Genomic DNA, 20,847 nt, shown 5'->3' on the forward strand with positions numbered 1-20,847 from the left:
GTCGCCCCTCGCAGGGCGACCGGCCACGGGACGCGCGACGCTCAGGGCTTGGGCGTGTCAGCCGGCCACACCATGCGGTAGCTCTTGGACGCCAGGTTCTCCGGCCAGATGGTGCGGTACTCGCCGTCCGGCGTGATCTGCTGCATCACGTACCGCTTCTTCGGGTTCTGGCCCTTCTCGTCGATGACGATGTTGTAGCCGACCAGCTTCGTGAGGTCGGTGCCTTCGATGCGGGTCTTGGCCAGCGCATTGCGAATGGCCTCCGGGTCGGCCTTGCCGGCGCGTTCCAGCGCATCCTTGATCACCCACACCGCGACGTAGGCGCTCACCGAGAGCTCGTTGGGCTCGACCTTGTTCGCCGCCACGAACTCGTCCCAGAACTTCTTGGCGAAAGGCGTCGTGATCGACGACTCGTAGCCGGCCCAGCCATTAGTCGTGAACACCTGGCTCGTGATGCCCTTGCCAACCAGCGGAATGAAGTTGCTGTCGATCTGTCCGCCCGCGCTGCCGACGTAGGCCATCGCGCCCACCTGCATCTGCGCCAGCAACTTGTGCAGTTGCACGGCGTCGGCCGAGTAGGCCGTGACCGTGACCACGTCCGGCTTCTTGCCCTTGATCTTGAGCACCAGCGGACGCAGGTCGGGCGAGTTCGGCGGATAGCCTTCGTCGAGCACGACCTCGATGCGGTCCGCCTTGAACTTGGCGCGTAGCGTGTTGGCCATGTCCTGGCCCCAGTCGGTGTTCTCGTAGACCATCGCCACCGTCTTGGCCGGCTTGCCCGTGGTCTTGCCGGCGAACGAGATGAAGTCGGCCATGCTCTCGGCATTGGACGAGGCCGGCACCTGGGTCGGGCGGAACACGTACTTGAAGCCACGCTCGGTGATGTCGGCCTTGGCCGCGAGGTCGACCACCCAGGGCGTGCGGTACTTCTCGGCGACCGCCGTGGCCGGGAAGGTCACGCCACTCTGGAAGGCGCCCAGCAGCACGGGCGTCTTCTCGCGCGTGATCAGGCGCTCGGCCTCGGTGATCGCCACCTTGGCATCGCCGCGTGTGTCCACCTCCAACAGTTCGAGCGGGGCACCGCCCATCGATTTGATGCCGCCGCCCTCGTTGATGTGCTTGACGGCCAGGTGCGTGGCGCGCGACATGTCCTTGCCGATCGATGCCGCGGCGCTGCCGGACAGCGGGATGAGATAGCCGATCTTGACCGGCTCGGCGGCCTTGGCCAGGCTCGCGCCGAGCAGTGCGCTGGCGGCCATCGCGCCGACGAGGCCGGCTTTCAGTTGGAGGCGGCGGTGGTTGTTCATGGGTTGTCTGTCTCCTGTTGTGAAAAGGAAAGTGCTGGATGGCAGTCGAGATCTCAAAGGGCGTGCGACGCGCCGTCCACGGCTTCATAGACCGCCTGCACCAGCCGGTCCGCGCGTTCGTTGAGCAGCACGCCCGGCCCCATCCGGTTCATCGTGTAGCCGAAACCGAGGCGGCGCGACGGCGACGCAAAGGCCAGCGAGCCGCCCGCGCCGACATGGCCGAAGGCGTCGCGGCCGAAGCAGGCGCTGTCCAGCCCGCGCGCCCGGTTGTCCATCTGGCGCATGAAGCCGGCCGCGAAGCGCGTCGGCACGCGCAGGCAGGCGTCGTCGTGCGTGGCCGAGGACACGGCCGTGGCCTTGGCCAGCGTGTCTTCCCGGAGCAGCCGGAAGCCGCCGCGCAGGCCGCCGCACGCGAGCGTGCCGTACAGGCGCGCCAGGCTGCGTGCGTTTGTGATGCCGCCGGCCGCGCCGAGCTCGGCCGCATGGCCGGCGCGGCTGTTGAAGCCGCTCGGACGCCAGCCGCCGGTGTTCTTCATGTACAGCGCAGTGGGGCTTTGCGGCTCCTCGAGCAGCGCGCGTTCGAACGCGTTGCGTGGCACCGAAGTCGCCGCGGGCGGCACAATGGTAGCGACTCGCGATTCCTCGCTGTTGGGCAAGCCGATCCAGAAATCCAGCCCCAGCGGCTGTGCCACTTTCCGGCGGAAGAACTCGCCGAGCGAACAGCCGCCGATGCGCCGCACCAACTCGCCGAGCAGCCAGCCGTAGGTCAGCGCGTGGTAGCCCACGCGCGTGCCCGGTGCCCAGAACGGCGCTTCGCGTTCGAGGCGTTCGACCATGAAGTCCCAGTCGAAGGCCGCGCCGTCGGGCAGGCGCTCGCGCAGCGCCGGCAGGCCCGCGCTGTGGTCGAGCAGCATGCGCGGCGTGATCGCGTCCTTGCCGGCCGCGGCGAAGGCTGGCCAGTAGCGGGCGACGGGCAGGTCGACGTCGAGCTCGCCGGCCTCGGCCAGCAGGTGGATGCACAGCGCGGTCGCCGGCTTGGTGTTCGAGAACACCACGCTCAGCGTGTCGCGCTGCCAGGGTTTACCGCCTTCGACATCGGCCCAGCCGCCCCAGAGGTCGACGACGCACTCGCCATCGATCTCGACCGCGAGCGAGGCGCCCAGCTCGCCGCCGTGGACCAGGTTGTGTTCGAAGGCCGCGCGCACCGCTTCGAAGGCGGGCGAACAGTGGCCGGCACTGCGCAGCGTGAGGAGTGATCCCGACATCGCGGATCAGCGCGTCAGCGGCGCGCGGGCGCCGAAGCCGAGCAGGTAGCGCGCGTCGTTCGACAGCGTCGGCACCACCTCGGCCGGCAGCGTGCTCGTGAAGTCGGCGAACAGGCGCAGCCACGAGACGTTGTAGTTACACAGGATCGCGCGGCGCTGGCCGTCGGTGTCGTTCGGCCCGGACCGGTGCCAGGTGTTCGACAGCCAGATCGCCACCGAGCCCGCCGGCGCGGTGAGGGTCACTTCGCCTTCCAGCGGATCGCTGCCCCAGGGCGGCGACTTGCGCAGCTTGTGGCTGCGTGGCATCACGCGGGTGGCACCGTTGTCGGCGGTGAAGTCGTCGAGCATCCAGACGTTCTGCAGCGTGAGCGGAAAGTCGGGCAGCGGCTCGGCGATCTGGCCGAGCGGCGCATCGACGTGCCAGGCGCCGCCGCCGGTATGCGGCCCGATGCTGGTGGACTGGAAGTCGTGCAGGTTGCAGTCCTGCCCCATGACGTGGCGCACCATCGGCAGCACCACCGGATGCTCGATCAGTGGGATCAGGTCGGGCGCCTTGTCGAGCAGGTTCCACACCCGCTGCGACCGGTCGTTGTCGAACAGGGTCGGCAGGTGCAGGAAATTCTTCGACACCTTGTGGATTGGCACCGGCCAATGGGTGTCGGCGTTGTCGCGCCGGTACTGGTGGATGCGCGCCACCATGCGCTGCGCCTCGGCATCGCTCACCGTGTAGTGCTTCTTGTAGTAGGCGAGGATCTCGGCGTCGTCCTCGTGCTGCGCGTCGTCCAGCGCCAGCGGATGCGCCAGCTCGCGGGCCATCACCTCGGCCACGCGCTCGCGCGCCTGCGCGAGCTGCCCGGCGTCGAGAACGTTCTCGATCACGGCATAGCCTTCCTCGGCGAGTTGGGTTTGCAGGGCCTGCAGGTTCAGTTCTGTCTTCATGGTGTCCTTGGGGGAGGGGCGGAGGTCGCGACGGGTTCGAGGGTGTTGCGCGCCAGCTTGCCGACGCTGGTGCGTGGCAGCCGCTCGACGATGCCGATGCGCCGCGGTACCTTGTAGGCCGCGAGTTGCGCGGCGCAGTGATCGAGCAGGCGCCGCACATCGGGCTGGCGGCCGGGCGCCGGCGTCACCCAGGCATGCACCACCTGGCCCATGCGCTCGTCGGTCGCGCCGAAAGCGGCCGCTTCGCCGACCTCCGGCTGCGACAGCAGCACCTGCTCGACTTCGCTCGGGTAGACTTTGAAGCCCGCGACGTTGATGGTGTCGTGCTTGCGGCCCTGGATGTAGACGTAGCCCTCGTCGTCCGTCAGCGCCACGTCGCCGGTGTAGAGCCAGCCGTCGCGCAGCGTCCGGGCCGTCTGCTCGGGCAGATTGCGGTAGCCGGCCATCACCTGCGGTCCGCGCACGCGGATCTCTCCGGCCCGGCCCGGCGGCAGCGGCGTCGCACCGTGCTCGACGTCGACCACCTCGAGTTCGCAGGCCGGCACCGGCAGGCCCACCGAGCCCGGCCGGCGCTCGCGGTGCATCGGGTTGAACGCCAGGCAGGGGCCGGCCTCGCTCATGCCGTAGCCCTCGTAGATTGCGCAGCCGGTCGCATCCTCGAAGCGCTGCAGGGTCTCGCGCGGCAGCGGTGCGGCGCCCGAGAAGCAGGCGCGCAGGCTGATCAGCGACTCGCGCTGCAGGTCGGTCTGCTTCAGGATGTCGTAGAAGATCGTCGGCGCCGCGGACATCAGCGTGACCCGATGCTCGGCGATCGCCTGCAGCGCGGCCTTGACGTCGAAGCGGCGATGGATCACCAGTTCGCCGCATGCATACAGGCACAGGTGCAGCGACATCGACACCGCCGAGACGTGGAACAGCGGCATGGTGCACAGCACCACCTCGGCCCCGCGCCGGGTCGGCAGCCAGGCCTCGCGCTGCGCGATGTTGAAGGCGAGCTGGCGGTGCCGGATGTTGACGCCCTTGGGCAGCCCGGTCGTGCCGCCGGTGTACTGCAGCGTGGCCAGGTCTTCATGCACGGGCAGGTCGGCCGGCAACGCGCAGGCCTCGCCCTGGAGCGCGGCAAAGGCGCTGCCATCGCCCGTGCACCAGAGCGCTTCGCGCGCCAGCGCCGGACGCAGCACCTGCAAGTCGGTCTTCACGCTCTGGTCGTAGAGCACCATGCAGGGATCCGCATCCTCCAGCATGTGGGCGAGCTCGCGCCCGCTGTAACCCGGATTGAGCGGCACTGCCTGCGCGCGCAGCGCATGCACCGCGAAGGTCGCGATTGCGAGGTCGAGCGAGTTGCCCATGACCAGCGCCACGCGATCGCCGGCCCGCACACGTGCTGCCAGACGCCGTGCGAGCGCGCCCACGATGCCGGCGTACTGTCCGTAGTTCAGGCAGATGCCTTCGAAGCGCAGCGCCGGGCGCTCGGGCGCTTCGGCGGCGGCGTCGCGCAGCAGATGGACGACCGACGCCGGCACCGGCGGCAGGCGGCCGGCTTCGTCATGGGGGCGCGTCATTTCGCGCCGGAGCCGGCGTCGCGCCGCTTCTTGAGATCGCTGGCCTGCCACACCGTGCGGCGGCCGCTTTCGACACCCAGCAGCGTGATGGGGTCCTGATTGTCGATGTGGCCGTACTGGCCCTTGTAGATGCTGTAGCCGCACAGCTCCTGCAGGCGCTGCGGCAGGCGCCGCGCCACTTCGACCGGCACGCCCAGTTGCATGTTCTCCTGCTGGCGCAGCCAGCCCGCGCAGTAGTAGCACGAGAGCGCGTAGCGGCGCATCGACGTGGTGTTGGCGCCGCCCTTGTGCCACAGCGCGCTGTCGAACAGCATGATGCTGCCGGCCTTCATGGTCGCCTGCACGGTGTCGATGTCGGCCCCGTAGGGCGGCGCGCTGGGCTGCTTGTGGCTGCCGGGCACGATGTGGGTCGCGCCGTTCTCCTCGGTGAAATCGCTCAACGCCCAGATGGCGTTCACGGCCAGCGGCGCGCGCGGACGCGGTAGTGGGATCTGCTGCGTGTCCTCATGCAGCGGCTGTGCCTCCTGGCCGGGCCCGAGGGTCAGCGAGCACAGCGACGACAGCAGCAGCTCGCGGTCGAGCAGCCGCTCGGACAGGGCCAGCACGTCGGGCTGAAGGGGCACGGTCCAGAACACCTCGTCGTGCACCAGCAGGTTGTTGATGCGAACGGTCTTGAGCCCCTCGAAGGAGGTCTTTGCGTAGCCGAAGCTGTGCTCGGCCTCCACCCGCAGCAGGGCCTCGGTGAGGGCGATGACCTGGGGCTTGGCAATGATCTCGGGCAGCACGACATAGCCGTCGCGCTCGAATGACGCGAGCCATTCGTCCAGTTGTTCGGATGACGCCATCGGCGTTGTCTCCATCGTTATGTATTTGTGCACCGATGGTCGGGCGTCGGGGCGCAACTCACCAGTGCGCAGCGTCCACGGCCAACGTGCAATCCGTCCACGGCCGGCTCGCGTGAGGGAGGGATGACGCGGTGTGGCGTGGCTGGCTATGATCGGCGTCACCCCTCCCATGAGCGACCCGACCTATCACCGCAGCACCCAGATCGTCACGCCCGGCGAACAGTTCGCTTACTGGCGCGATGCGATCTGCGATGCCTACGTGCCGCTTGAGCCCGAGCGGGCCGAAGCGCCGGGCTTTCGCGGCAGTATCGAGGGCCTGATGCTGCCCGAGCTGCGCAGCTCGACCATCACGGCCGAAGCGCACGCGGTCCGGCTGTCCAGCGCCGGGCTCGCCAAGCAGCAGGTCGCTCCCTTCTTCGTGAACCTGATGGGCTTCGGCGAAGCGGTGGTGCAGCAGGACGGCCAGACGCAGCGCGCCGGTCCCGGCGACATCTACGTGGTCGATTGCGCATCGGTGTGGGAGGTCGACTTCCGATCAAGCTTCAGCATGTTCTGCATTGAGATCGACGACGCGCTGCTGCGCTCGCGGCTCGGCCGTCGCGGCCGTCTCGCCTCACCGGTGCTGGCCGGCGACAGGGGCACGGGTCGCATCCTCGCCAACTACATGCGCCTGGTGCATGAGCTGCCCTCGCAGGACCTGCTGCAAGTCCAGTCGCTGATGGTCGGCCATTGCAGCGAGCTGCTGTCGCGCGCGCAGCTGCCCGACGAGCCGGATGCGCGCGCGGAGCGAGTCCGGCGCGAGATGCTCGAGCGGATCCTCGGACTCATGCGACGCCGTCTCAGCGACCGCAGCCTGACGCCCGATGCGGCATGCGCCGAACTGGGCATCTCGCGGAGCTACCTGTTCAAGATCCTCGGCGAGGGTGGCCAGACTTTCAGTGGTTACCTGCGGCAGTGCCGCCTCGACGAATGCCGCCGCGTGCTCCGGGAGCAGCCGCGGCGCGCGGTCGCCGACATCGCCGCCGATTGGGGCTTCGACGAAGTTTCGTCCTTCAACCGGGCCTATCGCGCACGCTTCGGACAGACGCCGCGCCAGGCGCGCGAAGCGCTCGGCTGAGTCCGCCGGCACGCCGAAGCGTGCAAGGTCATCGGGCCTGGCGCAGACCGAGGATCACGGGCTCAGGCGCAGCGCGCGTAGACCAGCGCCAGGTAGTCGGCGTGCTTGCGCAATGCCTCGAGCGGAAAGAAGCGCGACATCGGCACGCCGAGTCCGTTGGCGACGCGAGGCAGCGTCTCAACGGAGGGTGAAACCTGGCCGTGCTCGATGCGGGAGAGCAACGGGCGGGAGATGCCGGCGCGCCGGGCCAGTTCCCGCCCGAGGCGCCGGCGGCGATGCGGAGGGCGCGGTGTTGATTGCCACTGAAAACCGACCCGTACAGAGTATATTCAAGCGCCTCTACAGCGCCAACGCCTCTACCTCATGTCCAAGCCGCCTTCGATACCTCGCCGCCCGTCGAAACGACTTGCAACCGCCGTGGCAACGCCCGTCGGCACCGCCCGGCGCACCCGGACTTCTGCGGCCAGGACCAGCGTCAAAGCCAAGACCGTGGCCCTCGACGACGACTTCCCGGGCCTCGCACTGGAAGACCTGCAAGGCGTCCCCGGCGACACCCTGACCGACCGCACCTGCCAGAAGCTGCGCCACGCGTTGATGACCGGCGCGCTGCTGCCCGAACAGGTGCTCACGGTGCGTGGCGTGGCTGAGGCCTTTGGCGTGAGCCTGACGCCCGTGCGCGAGGCCGTGCAGCGGCTGGTGGTCGAGCAGGGGCTCGAAGTGGTCAATGGCCGCACCATCCGCGTTCCCCGCCTGGGCGTGGAGACCTACCGCGAAATCCTGAAGATCCGGATGGAGCTCGAATGCCTCGCGGCCAAGGAGGCGGCGCCGCGCATCTCCAATGAAGAGATCGAGCGACTCGATGCCGTGATGCAGGCGCACCTGGCTGCGATCCAGGCGGGCGATGCGCACCAGACACTGATGAAAAACTCCGACTTTCATCTTTCAATATATCGTGCATCGGGCCAGCCCATTCTGATCCGCGTCATCGAGAGCCTGTGGCTGCGCGTCGGGCCTACGCTCAACCTGCTGTTTCCCCAGTATTGCGGAAGCATGACCGGCCACGAGACGCATCTGGTGGCCATGGACGCGCTGCGGCGGCGCGATGGCGACGCCCTCGGGCAGGCGATGCGCGACGATCTGGCGCACGGTTCGCGCTTCCTGATTCGCCTGCTCAAGCCCTGAAATCCGCTCATGGGTGGGTTTTGGAGCATTTTGAATATATTCAAGTGCTTCTAAACTGCGGCCAGACCCGTCGCACGGTGGGTTTCGTTCTTCTTTCGTCTCAGGAAAGGCCGCCCCATGAAGCTGAATCTCTCCCGCCGCGAGTTCCATCTGACCGCTGCCCACATGCTGCTGGCGTCTTCCGCCGGCGGCGCATTGCTGGGCGGTGCCGGCCCGGTGTTCGCGCAGTCGTCGCGCGCCGTGAAGCTCGGCACCTTCGGTGCGATCGATGCGCAGAACTACATCCGCGCGAAGAACCTGGCACCCAAGACATTCGGCCAGGGCGTCGGCAGCGATTTCGTGACGGTGCGCGCCGGCTCCGAAGTGATCTCAGCCATGGCCGGTGGCAGCCTGGACATGTGCAACATCGGCTCCAGTCCGATGATGGTGGGCTATGCGAACGGCCTGAAGGCCTCGATGGTGTATGTCTACAAGAACATCGTGGACAGCGAATGCCTGGTGGTGCAGGGCAACTCGGGCATCACGACGGTCGCGGGCCTGAAGGGCAAGAAGATCGGCCTGCCGTTCAACACCTCGGTGCATTTCGCGGCGGTGGCCGCGCTCAAGTTCGCGGGCCTGGGGCTTGCCGACGTGCAGCTCATCAACATGCGCGCCGACCAGATCGCCTCGGCCTGGCAGCGCCGCGAGATCGACGCGAGCTACATCTGGGTGCCGGTGCTGCCGCGCCTGACCGATGACGGCGGCAAGATCATCTTCAAGACCGGCGATCTGAACCGCCAGAGCCTGCTGATCTTCGATGGCCTGCTGGTGCGCGACGAGTTCAAGCGGAAGTCACCAGACCTGGTGCTGGCCTTCCTGAAGGACTACGAGCAGATTGCGCGCGGCTTCAAGCAAGACCCTAAGGACGTGGTCGACACCATGACCAAGTTCCTGAACGTCGATGAAGCCACGGTGATGCGCTCGCTGAACACCTTCTACCCCGTGCCGGCGAGCGAGCAGCTCAGCAGCCGCTGGATGGGCAAGCCCGGCGAGAAAGACACAGGCGTGCTCAAGACACTGCGGACGCAGGCGCAGTTCCTGTTCGAGTCGGGCCAGATCACGGTCATGCCCGAGGACGTGGGCGGGCTGGTCGATTCGAGCTTCGTCGCCAAGATGGTGGCCTGAGCCGATGCCGCCGGCACACCACGCGACCGGTTCGCCCAAGGTCCGCTTCGAGCAGGTGAGCAAGCGTTTCGGGCAGGGGCCCGACGCGGTGCAGGCGCTGGAGCCGATCTCGCTCGATATCGCCAAAGGCGAGTTCACCTGCCTGCTCGGCCCCTCGGGTTGCGGCAAGAGCACGCTGCTCAACATTCTTGCGGGCTTCGAGCAACCGACCAGCGGCCAGGTGCTGATGGACGGCCTGCCGGTGCGCGGCCCCGATCCGCGGCGCGGCGTGGTGTTTCAGCAGGGCGCGCTGTTCATCTGGATGAGCGTGCAGGACAACGTGGCCTTCGGGCCGCTTGCCATTGGCAAGCCTGCGTCGGAAGCAGCGCGCATCGCGGCCCACTACCTGGAGATGGTCGGGCTCACGGGCTTTGCCAAACGCTATCCGTACGAACTCTCGGGCGGCATGCAGCAGCGCGTGGGCATCGCGCGCGCGCTGGCCAACGACCCCGAGATTCTGCTGATGGACGAGCCCTTTGCCGCACTCGACGCGCAGACACGCGAACTGCTGCAGGAAGAAATCAAGCGCATCTGGCACGAGACCCACAAGACGGTGCTGTGGATCACGCACAGCATCGACGAGGCGCTGTTCCTGGCCACCGAGGTCGTCGTGATGTCGGCGCGGCCCGGACGCATCAAGGCGAAGTTCCGGCCCGAGTTTGCGCAAAGCGCCGACCCCGCCATCGTGGCCAGCCCCGAGTTCGCGCGCTTGAAGGCCGAGATCTTCGGCCTGCTGCGCGAAGAGGCGCTGACAGCGCAGCGCCAGGAGCGCGAGCGATGAGCGCGGCTGCACAGCACGCGTCGGGCGCCACGGGCCGCTCGCGCTGGATCAACCTGGGCTCGTTCGCGGTGCTGCTGTTGCTGTGGTTCCTCATCACCACGCCGCTGATGGGCGACAAGCCGCTGGTTGTGCCGCTGTTCCTGCCATCGCCGGTGTCGGTCTGGCAGACCTTTTTGCAGCTGATGCAGAACGGCTACCAGGGCAAGACGCTGGCGCACCACCTGGGCATCAGCCTGTTCCGCTTCGGGCTGGCGTTCGTGCTCACGGTGCTGGTCGCGGTTCCGCTGGGCCTGTGGATGGGCATGAACGAAACGGTCAAGGCGGTGCTCGACCCGCCCATCGAGATCTCGCGGCCGATGCCCAAGCTCGCGCTGCTGCCGCTGTTGATCATCTGGTTCGGCATCGGCGAGGTCGCGAAGATCGTGATCATCGTGCTCGCGCTGTTTCCGATCCTGTCGATCAGTTCGATGCAGGCGGTGCGCGGCGTGGGCCGGCGCAGGGTGCAGGCCGCGATGGCGCTCGGTGCCTCGCGCACCATGATCTTCCGGCGCGTGATTTTCCCGGCCAGCCTGCCGGGCATCTTCACCAGCATTCGCGTGAGCATCGGCATCGGCGTGACGATGCTGGTGGGCGCCGAAATGATCGCCACCAACGCGGGCATTGCCTACATGGCGATGTCGGCCTCGGATTTCCTGCTTACCAACGTCGTGATCGTCGGGGCACTGATCATGGCCGTGCTGGGCTATGCGCTCGACCTGCTGGCGCGCGCACTCGAAAACAAGGTCGTCCACTGGGGCGGCAAAGAAGGATAGGCCCCCATGACCACACGACTCCCCGCCCACGGCATTGCCTGGGAAGAGCTGCAGCGCCAGCTGAAAGACGCCAGCAGCAACGACGTGGACTGGCGCGGCGGCCGCGTGCCGATGTTCGTCCACTATGCCGGCGAAGATGTGCTCGAGGTGGCCAAGCAGGCCTACCTGATGTACTTCTCGGAGAACGGCCTGGGGCCACGCGCCTTCGGCAGCCTTGCCAAGTTCGAGGCGGAGGTCGTGGCCATGGGGCTAGGCCTTCTGCATGGCGGGCCGGAAGCCTGCGGCGCGATGACGACGGGCGGAACCGAGAGCATCTTCCTTGCCGTCAAGTGCGCCCGGGACCGCGCGCTGGCGCGCCATCCCGGCATGGGCAAGCCGCGCATCGTGATGCCGCAGAGTGCGCATCCAGCCTTCGACAAGGCGGCGTACTTCCTGGGGCTGGAGCCGATGCGCACGCCGCTGGGCGAGGACTTTTGCGCCGACGTGGCCGCGATGCGCGCGGCCCTGACGGCCGACACCGCCATGCTCGTCGGGTCGGCGCCGGCGTTTCCGCATGGCGTGGTCGATGCGATTCCCGAGATCGCCGAACTGGCGCGCGAGCACGACATCTGGATGCACGTCGATGGCTGCGTCGGTGGCTACTTCGCGCCGTTCGCGCGCGAGCTGGGCGCCGACATTCCCGACTTCGATTTCGCGGTCGAGGGCGTGACCTCGATTTCGGCAGACCTGCACAAGTACGGCTACACGGCCAAGGGCGCGTCGACGCTGTTCTTTGCCGATCCCGCGTCGTTCGCGCTCATGGGCTACCACTTCGACAACTGGCCGCGCGGCCAGTACTTCACGCACACGCTCGTCGGCACGCGTGCCGGTGGCGCCATCGCCGCCGCATGGGCCGTCATGAACTACCTGGGCAAGGACGGCTACCTGCGTGTGACCGAACGCGTGATGGCGACGCGGCGTGCCATGCAGCAGAGACTGGACGCGCTTGGCTTGCCGACGCTGGGGCGCCCGGAACTGTGCATCTTCGCCTTCGGTTCACCGCTGCGCGACATGGCGGCCATCGGCAAGGGAATGACCGCTCGCGGCTGGACCGTGGGCTACGTGAACGACCCGCCGGGCATTCACCACATGCTGAACCTCACGCACGAGCCGGTGGTAGGGCAGTACCTGAGCGACATGGCCGCGGTGCTCAAGGAGCCGCAGACGCATGCAAGGGCTGGGTCGGGCAAGGTGGACGCGCGGTACTAGCGGTGCGCCGCGTCGAACTGCAGCGTCACCTTGACCCCCCGGCCGCCGGCGCCGGGGCCGAACTGCAACTCGAGGCCGTGCAGTTCGGCAATGCGCCGCACGATCGACACCCCCAGGCCGCTGCCGCCTTCCTGCTGCCCGTCGGGCCGGTAGAAGCGCTCGCCCAGCCGCGCGAGCTGTTCGGCCGACAGCGGCTCCCCTTCGTTCTCGAGCTCCAGGTGTTCGCGCCCGATGCGCAGCACCACGCTCGATCCTTCCGGCGCATAGCGGACCGCGTTGTCGAGCAGGTTGCGCAGCATCATCGTCAGCAGATGCTCGTCGCCGAGGAGGGGCAGGGGGTGCGATCCGCGCGGTGGCCATTCGCAGGCCAGCTCGATGCGGCGGCGCTCGGCCGTCGCCAGGCAATCGCTCATGGCCTGCTCGACGATCTGCGGCCACTGCACCTCGGCGGTCAGGGCCGGCGCAACGCCGGACTCCACGCGCGAGAGCGAGAGCATCTGCGTCACCAGCCGCCCCATGCGATCAAGGCCGGCGCTGAGCTTGGCTTCGGCCGCGGTGCGTTCGGCCTCGCTGCCGGCGCGGCGCACCACGTCCCACTGGGCGCGCAGCACGGCCAGCGGCGTGCGCAGTTCGTGCGCGGCGTCGGCCGTGAAGCGGCGCTCGCGCACCAGCAGCTGCTCGATGCGGTCGAACAGTCCGTTCATGGCGCCCAGCAAGGGCTTGAGCTCGGCCGGCGCGCGGTCGACCGGCACGGCCTGCAGGTCGTCGGCCTTGCGGCGCCGCAGCTCGGCGGTGAGCTGGTGCATCGGCGCCAGCGCGCGGCGCACGGCCCACGCCATCACCGCCAGCAGAAAGGGCAGCACCAGCACCCAGGGGACGACCTGCGTGACCGTGAGGCCATACACCAGTTCATCGCGCTCGTAGGCGTCCTGGCCGGCGGCCACCAGCCAGGCGCCGTCGAAGGACTGCAGGTAGTAGATGCGCCACATCCTGCCCCCGATCTTCTCGTCGACGAAGCCGCTCGCATCGGGCCGACGCGACAGCACCGCGCCTTCGTGGTCTGCGAGCATGAGGCGGCCCTTCGCGTCCCATGCCGCCACGGCGAGATCGCGCACGTCCGACGCCCCGGCCTCCCGGGTGCCTTCGCTCGGCGGGGGCGGCAGCACCGGCGTGGCGCCAGGATAGCTGGGGCTCAACGTGGACTGCACCTGGCGCGCCAGCCTGATCAGTTCGGTGTCGTACAGCTCGTTGACCTCATGCCGGGCCCGGCTGATGGAGAAGTACAGCGCCACGCCCCAGACCAGCGGTGCGCAAACCAGCAGATAAAGCAGAAGGCGACGCTGCAGACTCATGGCGATGGCTGGCCGGACCCGAGCGCGTAGCCCACGCCGCGCACGGTCCGCACGATGCCCGGGTCGATCTTGCGCCGCAGGTGATGGATGTGGACCTCGAGGACATTGCCTTCGGGCTCCGTGCCGCTCCAGTCATAGAGCTTTTCCTGCAGATGGGCTTTCGAGAGCACGCGCTGCGGCTGCGCCAGGAGCGCCTCGAGCACCGCCAGCTCGCGCCCGGTCAGATCGACGGGTTCGCCTTTCCAGAGCACGAGTTTCCTGGCGGGGTCGTACTCGAGCGCACCGTGCTGCCAGACCGGTTGGGCGCGGCCGGCGGCGCGGCGCACCAGCGCCCGCAGGCGAGCGGCGAGTTCGTCGATGGTGATGGGTTTGACGAGGTAGTCGTCGGCCCCGGCATCGAGCCCGGCGATGCGCTGCTCGACGCCGTCGCGCGCCGTCAGGATGAGCAGCGGCAGTTTCAGCCCCCGATCGCGCCAGCGGCGCAGCCAGGTCATGCCGTCGCCGCCCGGAAGCCCCAGGTCCAGCACCAATGCATCGAACGAGGCGCCGGACAGCGCTGCGTCGGCCTGGCCGCCGTTGCCGAACCAGTCGACCGCATGGCCGAGCTGGCGCAGGCCGGTGGCCAGCGCATCGCCGAGCAGGGGGTCATCTTCAACAATCAGCAAGCGCATGTGAAAGCGGCTCGAAGCCGGAAGCGCGGCAACCGCCGCGGCGGTGCAGGCGCAAGGCCTCAGAAGCCGGCCAGAGCCAGGATGCGGGACAGTGTAGACCCGCTCATCCCGAACCACTCGTCGTCGAAGGCGTTGTAGACCCCGCACACCAGTGCGGCGGCTCCGATGGCGAGGACCCCCATGATGGCCAGGACCGCGGCATCCGCAAGGCGGTTGCCGCTGGCGGCGGCGGGGGCGTCCTTGCCGCGCGGCTCTGGCGCGTCGGCGCACGATGGCGCAGGGGCGGCGCCGCCACCGGACTCGGCTGCAATGTTCATTCGCATCTCCACGTAGGCTCATGTCGCAGCCGCCCAGTGGGCAGGCCGCACATTCACATGATCGCGGCGGCAGATTCGATTTGCCTTAAGACGCCGGCGGAACGCGCTCCGCGGACCACGGGGGTCATCGTCTTTCCTTCGGGCAGTAGATCCGGTAGAGCAGGGCGAGGATCTCGAGCAGCGCCGGATCCGCCACGGCGTAGAAGATGTTCTTGCCTTGGCGGCGCGTGGCGACCACGCCTTCATTGCGCAGCACGCCCAGCTGCTGGGACAGTGTCGGCTGGCGAATGCCGAGTTGCGCTTCGAGCTCGCTCACGCACATCTCTCCCTGCGACAGCTGGCACAGCAGGAGCATTCGATCCTCGTTGGCCAGAATCTTCAGCACGCCGGCCACCCGCGCGGCGGTGCCACGCAGGATCTCGGGATCGAAGACGGGGTGGGGCGATTTCATGGCTGGCCTGGACAGTGCTCGGCGATCGGGCCTTGATTTTAATATATGAATTCATATAATGTTTGGCGCGGGATCATCGATCGACTCCGCCAACCCGAATGAACATCCCAGCCTCCATCCAGGCCTTCTTCGACCCTCGCACCGGAACGGTCTCCTACGTCGTGTGGGACCCGTCCAGCCTGCGCGCCGCCGTGATCGATCCGGTGCTGGACTACGACTTCAAGTCGGGCCACACCGGCACCGCGTCTGCGGACCGGGTGCTGGCCTGCGTGGCCGAGCACGGGCTGCAGGTCGACTGGATCCTGGAGACCCACGCCCATGCCGATCACCTCTCGGCGGCCAGCTACCTCCAGGAGCGGGTCGGCGGGCGCATTGCCATCGGCGAGAACATCCGCACGGTGCAGGGCACCTTCAAGAAGCTCTTCAACCTGGAGCGCGGCTTCCTGCCCGACGGCAGCCAGTTCGACCACCTGTTCAAGGACGGCGAGACTTTCGGCATCGGCGCCATCGAAGCCACCGCCATCCTGGTGCCCGGCCACACGCCCGCCGACATGGCCTATCTGATCGGCGGCGCGGTGTTCGTCGGCGACACGCTCTTCATGCCGGACCTCGGCAGCGCGCGGGCCGACTTCCCCGGAGGCGATGCGCGCCAGCTGTACGCATCGATGCGCCGGCTGCTGGACCTGCCGCCCGAGACGCCGATGTACGTCTGCCACGACTACCCGCCGCCATCGCGGCCGGCGCAATGGCAGACCACCGTGGCCGAGCAGCGCAGCCGCAACATCCACGTGCGCGACGGCATCACCGAGGACGAGTTCGTGGCCATGCGTCGCGCGCGCGACGCCACGCTCGAAGTCCCGACGCTCATCCTGCCGTCGATCCAGGTCAACGTGCGCGCCGGCCGGCTGCCGCCGCCCGACGGCAACGGCGTGTCCTACCTGCGCATTCCACTCAACGCGCTGCCGGTCCGCCGCACCGCCGCCGAGTGAGCGCCGGGGTGCCGGCTTGACGGGCATCAAGCCCCGGGCGCCCGGCGCATGCCAAGCTCCATTCGGACAAGGAGCGCCCATGTCGTCACCCAACCGCCTGCTGGCCCGCCGCGCCGGCATCGACACCTACCAGCAGCCCGTGGTCTACATGCGCAGCGACTGCGATGTCTGCCGGGCGGAGGGCTTCCAGTCGCAGGCGCAGGTCGAGCTGATCGCCAACGGGCGCCATCTGTTCGCGATCCTGCACCAGGTGAGCGGCGACTGGCTGCGCAATGACGAGATCGCGCTGTCGGAGGCGGCCTGGACCTTGATGGGCGCCGCCGAGGGCGAAGAGCTGGTGGTGCGGCACCCGCCGATCCTCGATTCGCTGGCGCACCTGCGCAACAAGGTGCATGGCGGCAGGCTGGACTACGCTGCGCTGCGCGCGCTGATGGAGGACGTGAGCCGCGGGCGCCTCCCCGACATCCACCTGGCCTCCTTCGTGACGGTCTGCGCCGGCCGCGGCCTCGACCTGGACGAGACCGTGGCGCTGACCCGCGCCATGGTCGACGTCGGGGAGCGCATCGACTGGGGCACGTCGCCCGTGATGGACAAGCACTGCATCGGCGGCTTGCCGGGCAACCGGACCACGCTGCTGGTGGTGCCGATCATTGCGGCCTGCGGCCTGGTGATGCCCAAGACCTCGTCGCGCGCCATCACCTCGGCGGCCGGCACGGCCGACGTGATGGAAACGCTCGCGCCGGTCGACCTGGACCTGGCGGCAATGCGCCGCGTGGTCGAGCGCGAAGGCGGCTGCATCGCATGGGGAAGCGCCATGCGCGTGAGTCCCGCGGACGACATGCTGATCCGCGTGGAGCGGCCGCTCGGCATCGACAGCGAGGGCCTCATGGTGGCGTCCATCCTGTCCAAGAAGGCTGCGATGGGTTCGCAGCGCGTGCTGATCGACATTCCGGTCGGCGCGCTGGCCAAGGTGCGCAGCGACGAGGCCGCCAGCCAGCTCTCGCGCAGCCTGGTCTCGGTGGGCGCGGCGCTGGGCCTGCACGTGCGGACGGTGTTCACCGACGGCAACCAGCCGGTCGGCCGCGGCGTCGGCCCCGCGCTCGAGGCGATGGATGTGATGGCGGTGCTCGAACGCACCGCCGACGCGCCGTCGGACCTGCGCGAGCGCGCGCTCCTGCTGGCCGGGCTGCTGCTCGAACTGGCGGGCAAGGCGGCGCCGGGCACCGGCAACGCGCTGGCGCGCGCGGTCCTGGAGGACGGGCGCGCGCTCGCCCGCTTCATTGCGATCTGCGAAGCACAGGGCGGCCTGCGCGTGCCGCCGAAAGCCGCCCACACGCACTGCGTGACCGCGCCCGCGGCCGGGGTGGTGTCGGGCATCGACACCCGCCTGGTGGCGCGCATGGCCAAGCTGGCCGGTGCGCCGCGCGATCCGGCGGCGGGTGCCTCGATGCACGTGCGCGTGCAGGACCGCGTCGATCGCGGCCAGCCGCTCTTCACATTGCATGCCGAGAGCCTCGGCGAGCTTCAGTACGCCTTGAGCTTCGTGCGCTCGCAGCTGCCGGTCGTTCGCATCGAGGCTGCGCCCTGAGCCACCGGGGGCGGCAGGGTCAACCGTCGGTGCCAGGGCGGCCCCGACGCTGCCTGGAACTGCTGAACCAGGCGGCGAGCTGCGCGAGATCCAGCGCAGCGCTGTCTAAGCGCGAGCGTACCGGCCGCGGCGTGAGCGGCGGCACTTCGTCCTCGATCACTTTCGTGCGCAAGGCTTCCCATCCGCGGGGCGTGATCTCGAGGACGGTGGCCGGGTCCTGCCGCAGGCCATCGTCGCAGTCGACGTGCGCCGGTGGAATGATGACCTTGATCAGGCCGGCTGCGTCGAGCAGGCGCATCCTGTCGATCAGCGCAGGGTCGGCCTGGGTGCAGGGCAGCGGCGTTTGGGACAACTCCCTGAGCAGATTCAAGCACATGGACGCAGCTTCAGGGGCTCAGCCGAGCGTGATCCGGAAGACGCCGCCGACAGCACGCCGTGCGCGGCCGAGGGGGCCGATGTTTTTCGACAGGAAGGACATGCGTTTCTCCTTGCAGGCTGGAGAGCATCTTGTGCGGTGCAAGCCAGGCGGGTGTTGCGGCAGATCAAGGAATTCGGGAGCGCCGGCCGGCACGCCGCGCCGAGGCGGGTCAGGGCCGGGCCCTGCGGCGGGGCGGATGCCGGCGCGTCCTCGAAGGCGCGCTGCCCGCCAGGCGGGCATAGAAGAAGCGCTTGGCCACCTCGGCGAGCACCAGGTACGCCACCAGCATGCCGGCCAGCCAGGCGAAGAAGATCGCGGGCGGCGGCTCGAAATGGAAGAACGGGGCCAGCGGCGAGAAAGGCAGCAGCAGCGCGGCCGCCACTACGAAGAGCGATGCCAGCGAGAGCGCCGCGCCGGGGCGGCTGGCCCAGGGCCGCCCGCGGGTGCGGATCACGAAGATCACCAGCACCTGCGTGGCCAGCGACTCGACGAACCAGGCGGTGCGAAACAGCGAGGCGTCCGCGTGCAGCACCTGGATCAGCAGCCAGAAGGTCAGTGCGTCGAAGGCCGAGCTGATCGCGCCGAACAGCCACATGTAGCGCTGGATGAACTTCATGTCGAGCGTGCGGGGCCGGTGCAGGTCGGCGGCATCCACGCGGTCGAGCGGGATGGCCGCCTGGGACAGGTCGTAGAGCACGTTGTTGAGCAGGATCTGCGCCGGCAGCATCGGCAGGAAAGGCAGCAGCAGCGAGGCGCCCGCCATGCTCAGCATGTTGCCGAAGTTGGAACTCGTGCCCATCATGATGTACTTCATGACATTGCCGAAGGTGCGCCGCCCTTCGAGCACGCCCTCATGCAGCACGGCAAGGTCGTGGTCGAGCATGACGATGTCCGCCACCTCCCGCGCCACGTCGACCGCGCTGTCCACGGTCAGCCCGACATCGGCCGAGCGCAGCGCGGGGGCGTCGTTGATGCCGTCGCCCAGGTAGCCGACCACGTGGCCGCGCGCCCTGAGCGCCAGGATGATCCGGTTCTTCTGCGCCGGGTTGACGCGGCAGAACAGGGTGGTGCGGCCCACGCGGGCGCGCAGCGCGATATCGTCCATGGCCGAGATTTCCCGCCCCGTCAGCACGCCCGCCACCGGAATGCGCAGCAGGGTGCACAGGTGCTGGGTCACCAGCTCGCTGTCGCCGCTCACGATCTTCACGTGGACGCCGCTCTTCGCCAGCGCGGCCATGGCTTCGCCTGCACCGGCCTTGGGCGGATCGATGAAGGCGGCGAAGCCGGCGAACACCAGCGCGCTCTCGTCGCGCACGTCGGCATGCGGATGGTCCGCGGGCACGTCGCGCCAGGCTACGCCCAGCACGCGCAGGCCCTGGCGTTCGAGCGCATGGCAGCGCTCGCGCAGCTGCACCAGGGCGTCCGCGTCCAGCGGCGCGAGCGAGCGGCCCTCGTCGCGCTCGAAGCGGTTGCACAGCGCCAGCACGTCGTCCGGCGCGCCTTTCACCACCAGCCAGCGCGCATCGCCCCGGTCGAGCAGCACCGAGACGCGCCGGCGCTCGAAGTCGAAGGGCACCTCGTCGATCTTCTTCCAGGCCGCGGTGTCCATCAGGTGCGCCAGCACCGCCTCGTCGAGCGGGCTCTTCAGGCCGCTCTCGAAGGTGCTGTTGAGGTGGGCCAGCATCAGCACCCGCGCACTGTCGCGGCCGTCCGCGTCGGCGCAGCGGGCGAGGCCGATGCGCGCTTCGGTCAGGGTGCCGGTCTTGTCGGTGCACAGCACATCCATCGCGCCGAGGTTCTGGATCGAGGCCAGGCGCTTGACGATCACGCGGCGCCCGGCAAGGCGCATGGCGCCGCGCGAGAGCGTGACCGACACCACCATCGGCAGCAGCTCGGGCGTGAGCCCGACGGCGAGCGCCACCGCGAACAGAAAGGAGTCGAGCAGCGGCCGATGCAGGATCACGTTGACCAGCAGCACGAACAGCACCAGCAGCAGGGTCAGCCGCATGATCATCATGCCGAAGCGGTGCATGCCGATCTCGAACGCGGTGGGCAGCGGCTCGGCCTGGATGCTGCTCGCCACCTCGCCGAGCGCGGTGTGCGAGCCGGTGGCCATGACGCCGACGCGCGCGCTGCCGCTGATCACCGTGCTGCCCATGAACACCGCATTGAGGGCGTCCTGCAGCTCGGTGGCATGGCCCTCCAGTGTGCCCGGGTGCTTCTCCACGGGGTAGGACTCACCGGTCAGCAGGCTCTGGTTGACGAAGAAGTCGCGCGCCTCCAGCACCAGGCCGTCCGCCGGCACCCGATCGCCCGCCGACAGCAGCATCAGGTCGCCCGGCATCACCTCGGTCACCGGGATCTCCAGCGTGGCGCCGTCGCGCAGCACGCGGGCACGCAGCGCCACCGAGGCGCGCAGCTTCTCGGCGGCATTGCTGGCGCGGTGCTCCTGCACGAAGTCGAGCGTCACGCTCAGCAGCACCATCAGCACGATGATCCCGGCGTTGGCGATGTCGCCCGTGGCCGCCGAGATCGTGCTGGCAGCGAGCAGCACGAGGACGAGCGGATTGCGCAGGCGGGCGAGGAACTGCAGTGCCAGCGAGCGCTTCGCCTGCGGCTCGAAGCTGTTGGGGCCCCAGCGTGCATGCGCCTCGTCGGCCTGCAGCTGCGACAGTCCCCAGGTGGCGCCCGCTTGCGCACCGCGCCACCATGGCTCGGGGACGCTAGCGTCGGTGTTGGCGTGCGAAGGGAGTGTCACTGCGACCGGATGCCGTCGCAACGTCGGGATGGCGAAGCGGGA

At 68.7% G+C, this 20,847-nt stretch carries 20 protein-coding genes; 8 read left to right on the forward strand and 12 right to left on the reverse strand.

Going from position 1 to position 20,847, the window contains the following annotated elements:
* Window positions 1-41: 41 nt before the first annotated feature.
* The 5 genes from VAPA_RS28900 to VAPA_RS28920 are packed head-to-tail and all read right to left on the reverse strand — an operon-like array spanning window position 42 to window position 5,918.
* Window positions 42-1,307, reverse strand: coding sequence for an ABC transporter substrate-binding protein (locus VAPA_RS28900; RefSeq protein ID WP_021003756.1), 1,266 nt, complete (start codon window positions 1,305-1,307; stop codon window positions 42-44).
* A 53-nt stretch (window positions 1,308-1,360) separates the two neighbouring features.
* The gene (locus tag VAPA_RS28905) at window positions 1,361-2,572 is read right to left on the reverse strand and encodes a serine hydrolase domain-containing protein (protein ID WP_021003757.1); all 1,212 of its coding nucleotides are present in this window, start codon (window positions 2,570-2,572) and stop codon (window positions 1,361-1,363) included.
* Window positions 2,573-2,578: 6 nt separating this feature from the next.
* Window positions 2,579-3,511, reverse strand: a complete 933-nt coding sequence (locus tag VAPA_RS33650; protein WP_021003758.1) for a phytanoyl-CoA dioxygenase family protein — start codon at window positions 3,509-3,511, stop codon at window positions 2,579-2,581.
* Window positions 3,508-5,073 (reverse strand): AMP-binding protein, encoded by a 1,566-nt coding sequence (locus tag VAPA_RS28915; RefSeq protein ID WP_021003759.1) that lies wholly within the window; start codon window positions 5,071-5,073, stop codon window positions 3,508-3,510. The genes VAPA_RS33650 and VAPA_RS28915 overlap by 4 nt, the downstream gene beginning before the upstream one ends.
* Window positions 5,070-5,918, reverse strand: coding sequence for a phytanoyl-CoA dioxygenase family protein (locus VAPA_RS28920; RefSeq protein WP_021003760.1), 849 nt, complete (start codon window positions 5,916-5,918; stop codon window positions 5,070-5,072). Before VAPA_RS28920 ends, VAPA_RS28915 begins: the two co-directional genes overlap by 4 nt.
* 148 nt (window positions 5,919-6,066) lie before the next feature.
* Between VAPA_RS28920 and VAPA_RS28925 the strand changes: the two genes are divergently transcribed.
* Window positions 6,067-7,035 (forward strand): AraC family transcriptional regulator, encoded by a 969-nt coding sequence (locus tag VAPA_RS28925; protein ID WP_041946665.1) that lies wholly within the window; start codon window positions 6,067-6,069, stop codon window positions 7,033-7,035.
* Window positions 7,036-7,097: 62 nt separating this feature from the next.
* Here VAPA_RS28925 and VAPA_RS35640 read toward each other — a convergent pair whose 3' ends face one another.
* On the reverse strand, window positions 7,098-7,364 hold the full coding sequence (locus VAPA_RS35640) for a helix-turn-helix domain-containing protein (protein WP_080666888.1): 267 nt from the start codon (window positions 7,362-7,364) through the stop codon (window positions 7,098-7,100).
* 88 nt (window positions 7,365-7,452) lie between these two features.
* On the opposite strand from VAPA_RS35640, the gene VAPA_RS28930 reads away from it, so the two are divergent.
* The 5 genes from VAPA_RS28930 (at window position 7,453) to VAPA_RS28950 (ending at window position 12,261) form a co-directional block, all read left to right on the forward strand.
* A complete protein-coding gene (locus tag VAPA_RS28930) occupies window positions 7,453-8,217 on the forward strand; it encodes a GntR family transcriptional regulator (protein WP_051255419.1) in 765 nt (254 codons plus the stop codon).
* A gap of 117 nt (window positions 8,218-8,334) precedes the next feature.
* Window positions 8,335-9,381, forward strand: coding sequence for a taurine ABC transporter substrate-binding protein (locus VAPA_RS28935; RefSeq protein WP_021003764.1), 1,047 nt, complete (start codon window positions 8,335-8,337; stop codon window positions 9,379-9,381).
* Between the two features lie 4 nt (window positions 9,382-9,385).
* The gene (locus tag VAPA_RS28940; RefSeq protein ID WP_021003765.1) at window positions 9,386-10,201 is read left to right on the forward strand and encodes an ABC transporter ATP-binding protein; all 816 of its coding nucleotides are present in this window, start codon (window positions 9,386-9,388) and stop codon (window positions 10,199-10,201) included.
* On the forward strand, window positions 10,198-11,013 hold the full coding sequence (locus VAPA_RS28945) for an ABC transporter permease (RefSeq protein WP_021003766.1): 816 nt from the start codon (window positions 10,198-10,200) through the stop codon (window positions 11,011-11,013). Before VAPA_RS28940 ends, VAPA_RS28945 begins: the two co-directional genes overlap by 4 nt.
* Before the next feature lie 6 nt (window positions 11,014-11,019).
* Window positions 11,020-12,261, forward strand: coding sequence for a pyridoxal phosphate-dependent decarboxylase family protein (locus VAPA_RS28950; protein ID WP_021003767.1), 1,242 nt, complete (start codon window positions 11,020-11,022; stop codon window positions 12,259-12,261).
* Here the strand turns inward: VAPA_RS28950 and VAPA_RS28955 are convergent.
* The 4 genes from VAPA_RS28955 to VAPA_RS28970 form a co-directional block, all read right to left on the reverse strand.
* Window positions 12,258-13,613: an ATP-binding protein gene (locus VAPA_RS28955; protein ID WP_021003768.1), complete on the reverse strand. Its 1,356-nt coding sequence runs from the start codon at window positions 13,611-13,613 to the stop codon at window positions 12,258-12,260. The two genes, VAPA_RS28950 and VAPA_RS28955, sit on opposite strands and share 4 nt — an antisense overlap.
* Entirely contained in the window at window positions 13,610-14,284 is a 675-nt protein-coding gene (locus VAPA_RS28960; RefSeq protein ID WP_021003769.1) for a response regulator, read from the reverse strand. The genes VAPA_RS28955 and VAPA_RS28960 overlap by 4 nt, the downstream gene beginning before the upstream one ends.
* A gap of 59 nt (window positions 14,285-14,343) precedes the next feature.
* Window positions 14,344-14,601 carry a hypothetical protein gene (locus VAPA_RS28965; RefSeq protein WP_021003770.1) on the reverse strand — a complete coding sequence of 86 codons (258 nt, stop codon included), beginning with the start codon at window positions 14,599-14,601 and terminating at the stop codon, window positions 14,344-14,346.
* Window positions 14,602-14,725: 124 nt separating this feature from the next.
* Window positions 14,726-15,052, reverse strand: a complete 327-nt coding sequence (locus VAPA_RS28970; RefSeq protein WP_021003771.1) for an ArsR/SmtB family transcription factor — start codon at window positions 15,050-15,052, stop codon at window positions 14,726-14,728.
* 98 nt (window positions 15,053-15,150) lie between these two features.
* Between VAPA_RS28970 and VAPA_RS28975 the strand changes: the two genes are divergently transcribed.
* Both VAPA_RS28975 and VAPA_RS28980 read left to right on the forward strand, forming a co-directional pair.
* A complete protein-coding gene (locus VAPA_RS28975) occupies window positions 15,151-16,041 on the forward strand; it encodes an MBL fold metallo-hydrolase (protein WP_021003772.1) in 891 nt (296 codons plus the stop codon).
* Between the two features lie 79 nt (window positions 16,042-16,120).
* Window positions 16,121-17,629: a thymidine phosphorylase family protein gene (locus VAPA_RS28980; RefSeq protein ID WP_021003773.1), complete on the forward strand. Its 1,509-nt coding sequence runs from the start codon at window positions 16,121-16,123 to the stop codon at window positions 17,627-17,629.
* A gap of 19 nt (window positions 17,630-17,648) precedes the next feature.
* On the opposite strand, the gene VAPA_RS28985 is transcribed toward VAPA_RS28980, so the two are convergent.
* Together VAPA_RS28985 and mgtA are read right to left on the reverse strand one after the other, a co-directional pair.
* A complete protein-coding gene (locus VAPA_RS28985) occupies window positions 17,649-18,005 on the reverse strand; it encodes a hypothetical protein (protein WP_021003774.1) in 357 nt (118 codons plus the stop codon).
* Window positions 18,006-18,216: 211 nt separating this feature from the next.
* A complete protein-coding gene (mgtA, locus tag VAPA_RS28990; protein WP_021003775.1) occupies window positions 18,217-20,805 on the reverse strand; it encodes a magnesium-translocating P-type ATPase in 2,589 nt (862 codons plus the stop codon).
* Between the last annotated feature and the right edge of the window lie 42 nt (window positions 20,806-20,847).

The organism is Variovorax paradoxus B4, from assembly GCF_000463015.1.
GTDB lineage: Bacteria > Pseudomonadota > Gammaproteobacteria > Burkholderiales > Burkholderiaceae_C > Variovorax > Variovorax paradoxus_E.

Bases quoted from the DNA above. Each gene is read 5' to 3' on its own strand.
- VAPA_RS28900 (WP_021003756.1), bottom strand. From the start codon at position 1,307: ATGAACAACCACCGCCGCCTCCAACTGAAAGCCGGCCTCGTCGGCGCG.
- VAPA_RS28905 (WP_021003757.1), bottom strand. From the start codon at position 2,572: ATGTCGGGATCACTCCTCACGCTGCGCAGTGCCGGCCACTGTTCGCCC.
- VAPA_RS33650 (WP_021003758.1), bottom strand. From the start codon at position 3,511: ATGAAGACAGAACTGAACCTGCAGGCCCTGCAAACCCAACTCGCCGAG.
- VAPA_RS28915 (WP_021003759.1), bottom strand. From the start codon at position 5,073: ATGACGCGCCCCCATGACGAAGCCGGCCGCCTGCCGCCGGTGCCGGCG.
- VAPA_RS28920 (WP_021003760.1), bottom strand. From the start codon at position 5,918: ATGGCGTCATCCGAACAACTGGACGAATGGCTCGCGTCATTCGAGCGC.
- VAPA_RS28925 (WP_041946665.1), top strand. From the start codon at position 6,067: ATGATCGGCGTCACCCCTCCCATGAGCGACCCGACCTATCACCGCAGC.
- VAPA_RS28935 (WP_021003764.1), top strand. From the start codon at position 8,335: ATGAAGCTGAATCTCTCCCGCCGCGAGTTCCATCTGACCGCTGCCCAC.
- VAPA_RS28940 (WP_021003765.1), top strand. From the start codon at position 9,386: ATGCCGCCGGCACACCACGCGACCGGTTCGCCCAAGGTCCGCTTCGAG.
- VAPA_RS28945 (WP_021003766.1), top strand. From the start codon at position 10,198: ATGAGCGCGGCTGCACAGCACGCGTCGGGCGCCACGGGCCGCTCGCGC.
- VAPA_RS28950 (WP_021003767.1), top strand. From the start codon at position 11,020: ATGACCACACGACTCCCCGCCCACGGCATTGCCTGGGAAGAGCTGCAG.
- VAPA_RS28955 (WP_021003768.1), bottom strand. From the start codon at position 13,613: ATGAGTCTGCAGCGTCGCCTTCTGCTTTATCTGCTGGTTTGCGCACCG.
- VAPA_RS28960 (WP_021003769.1), bottom strand. From the start codon at position 14,284: ATGCGCTTGCTGATTGTTGAAGATGACCCCCTGCTCGGCGATGCGCTG.
- VAPA_RS28965 (WP_021003770.1), bottom strand. From the start codon at position 14,601: ATGAACATTGCAGCCGAGTCCGGTGGCGGCGCCGCCCCTGCGCCATCG.
- VAPA_RS28970 (WP_021003771.1), bottom strand. From the start codon at position 15,052: ATGAAATCGCCCCACCCCGTCTTCGATCCCGAGATCCTGCGTGGCACC.
- VAPA_RS28975 (WP_021003772.1), top strand. From the start codon at position 15,151: ATGAACATCCCAGCCTCCATCCAGGCCTTCTTCGACCCTCGCACCGGA.
- VAPA_RS28980 (WP_021003773.1), top strand. From the start codon at position 16,121: ATGTCGTCACCCAACCGCCTGCTGGCCCGCCGCGCCGGCATCGACACC.
- VAPA_RS28985 (WP_021003774.1), bottom strand. From the start codon at position 18,005: ATGTGCTTGAATCTGCTCAGGGAGTTGTCCCAAACGCCGCTGCCCTGC.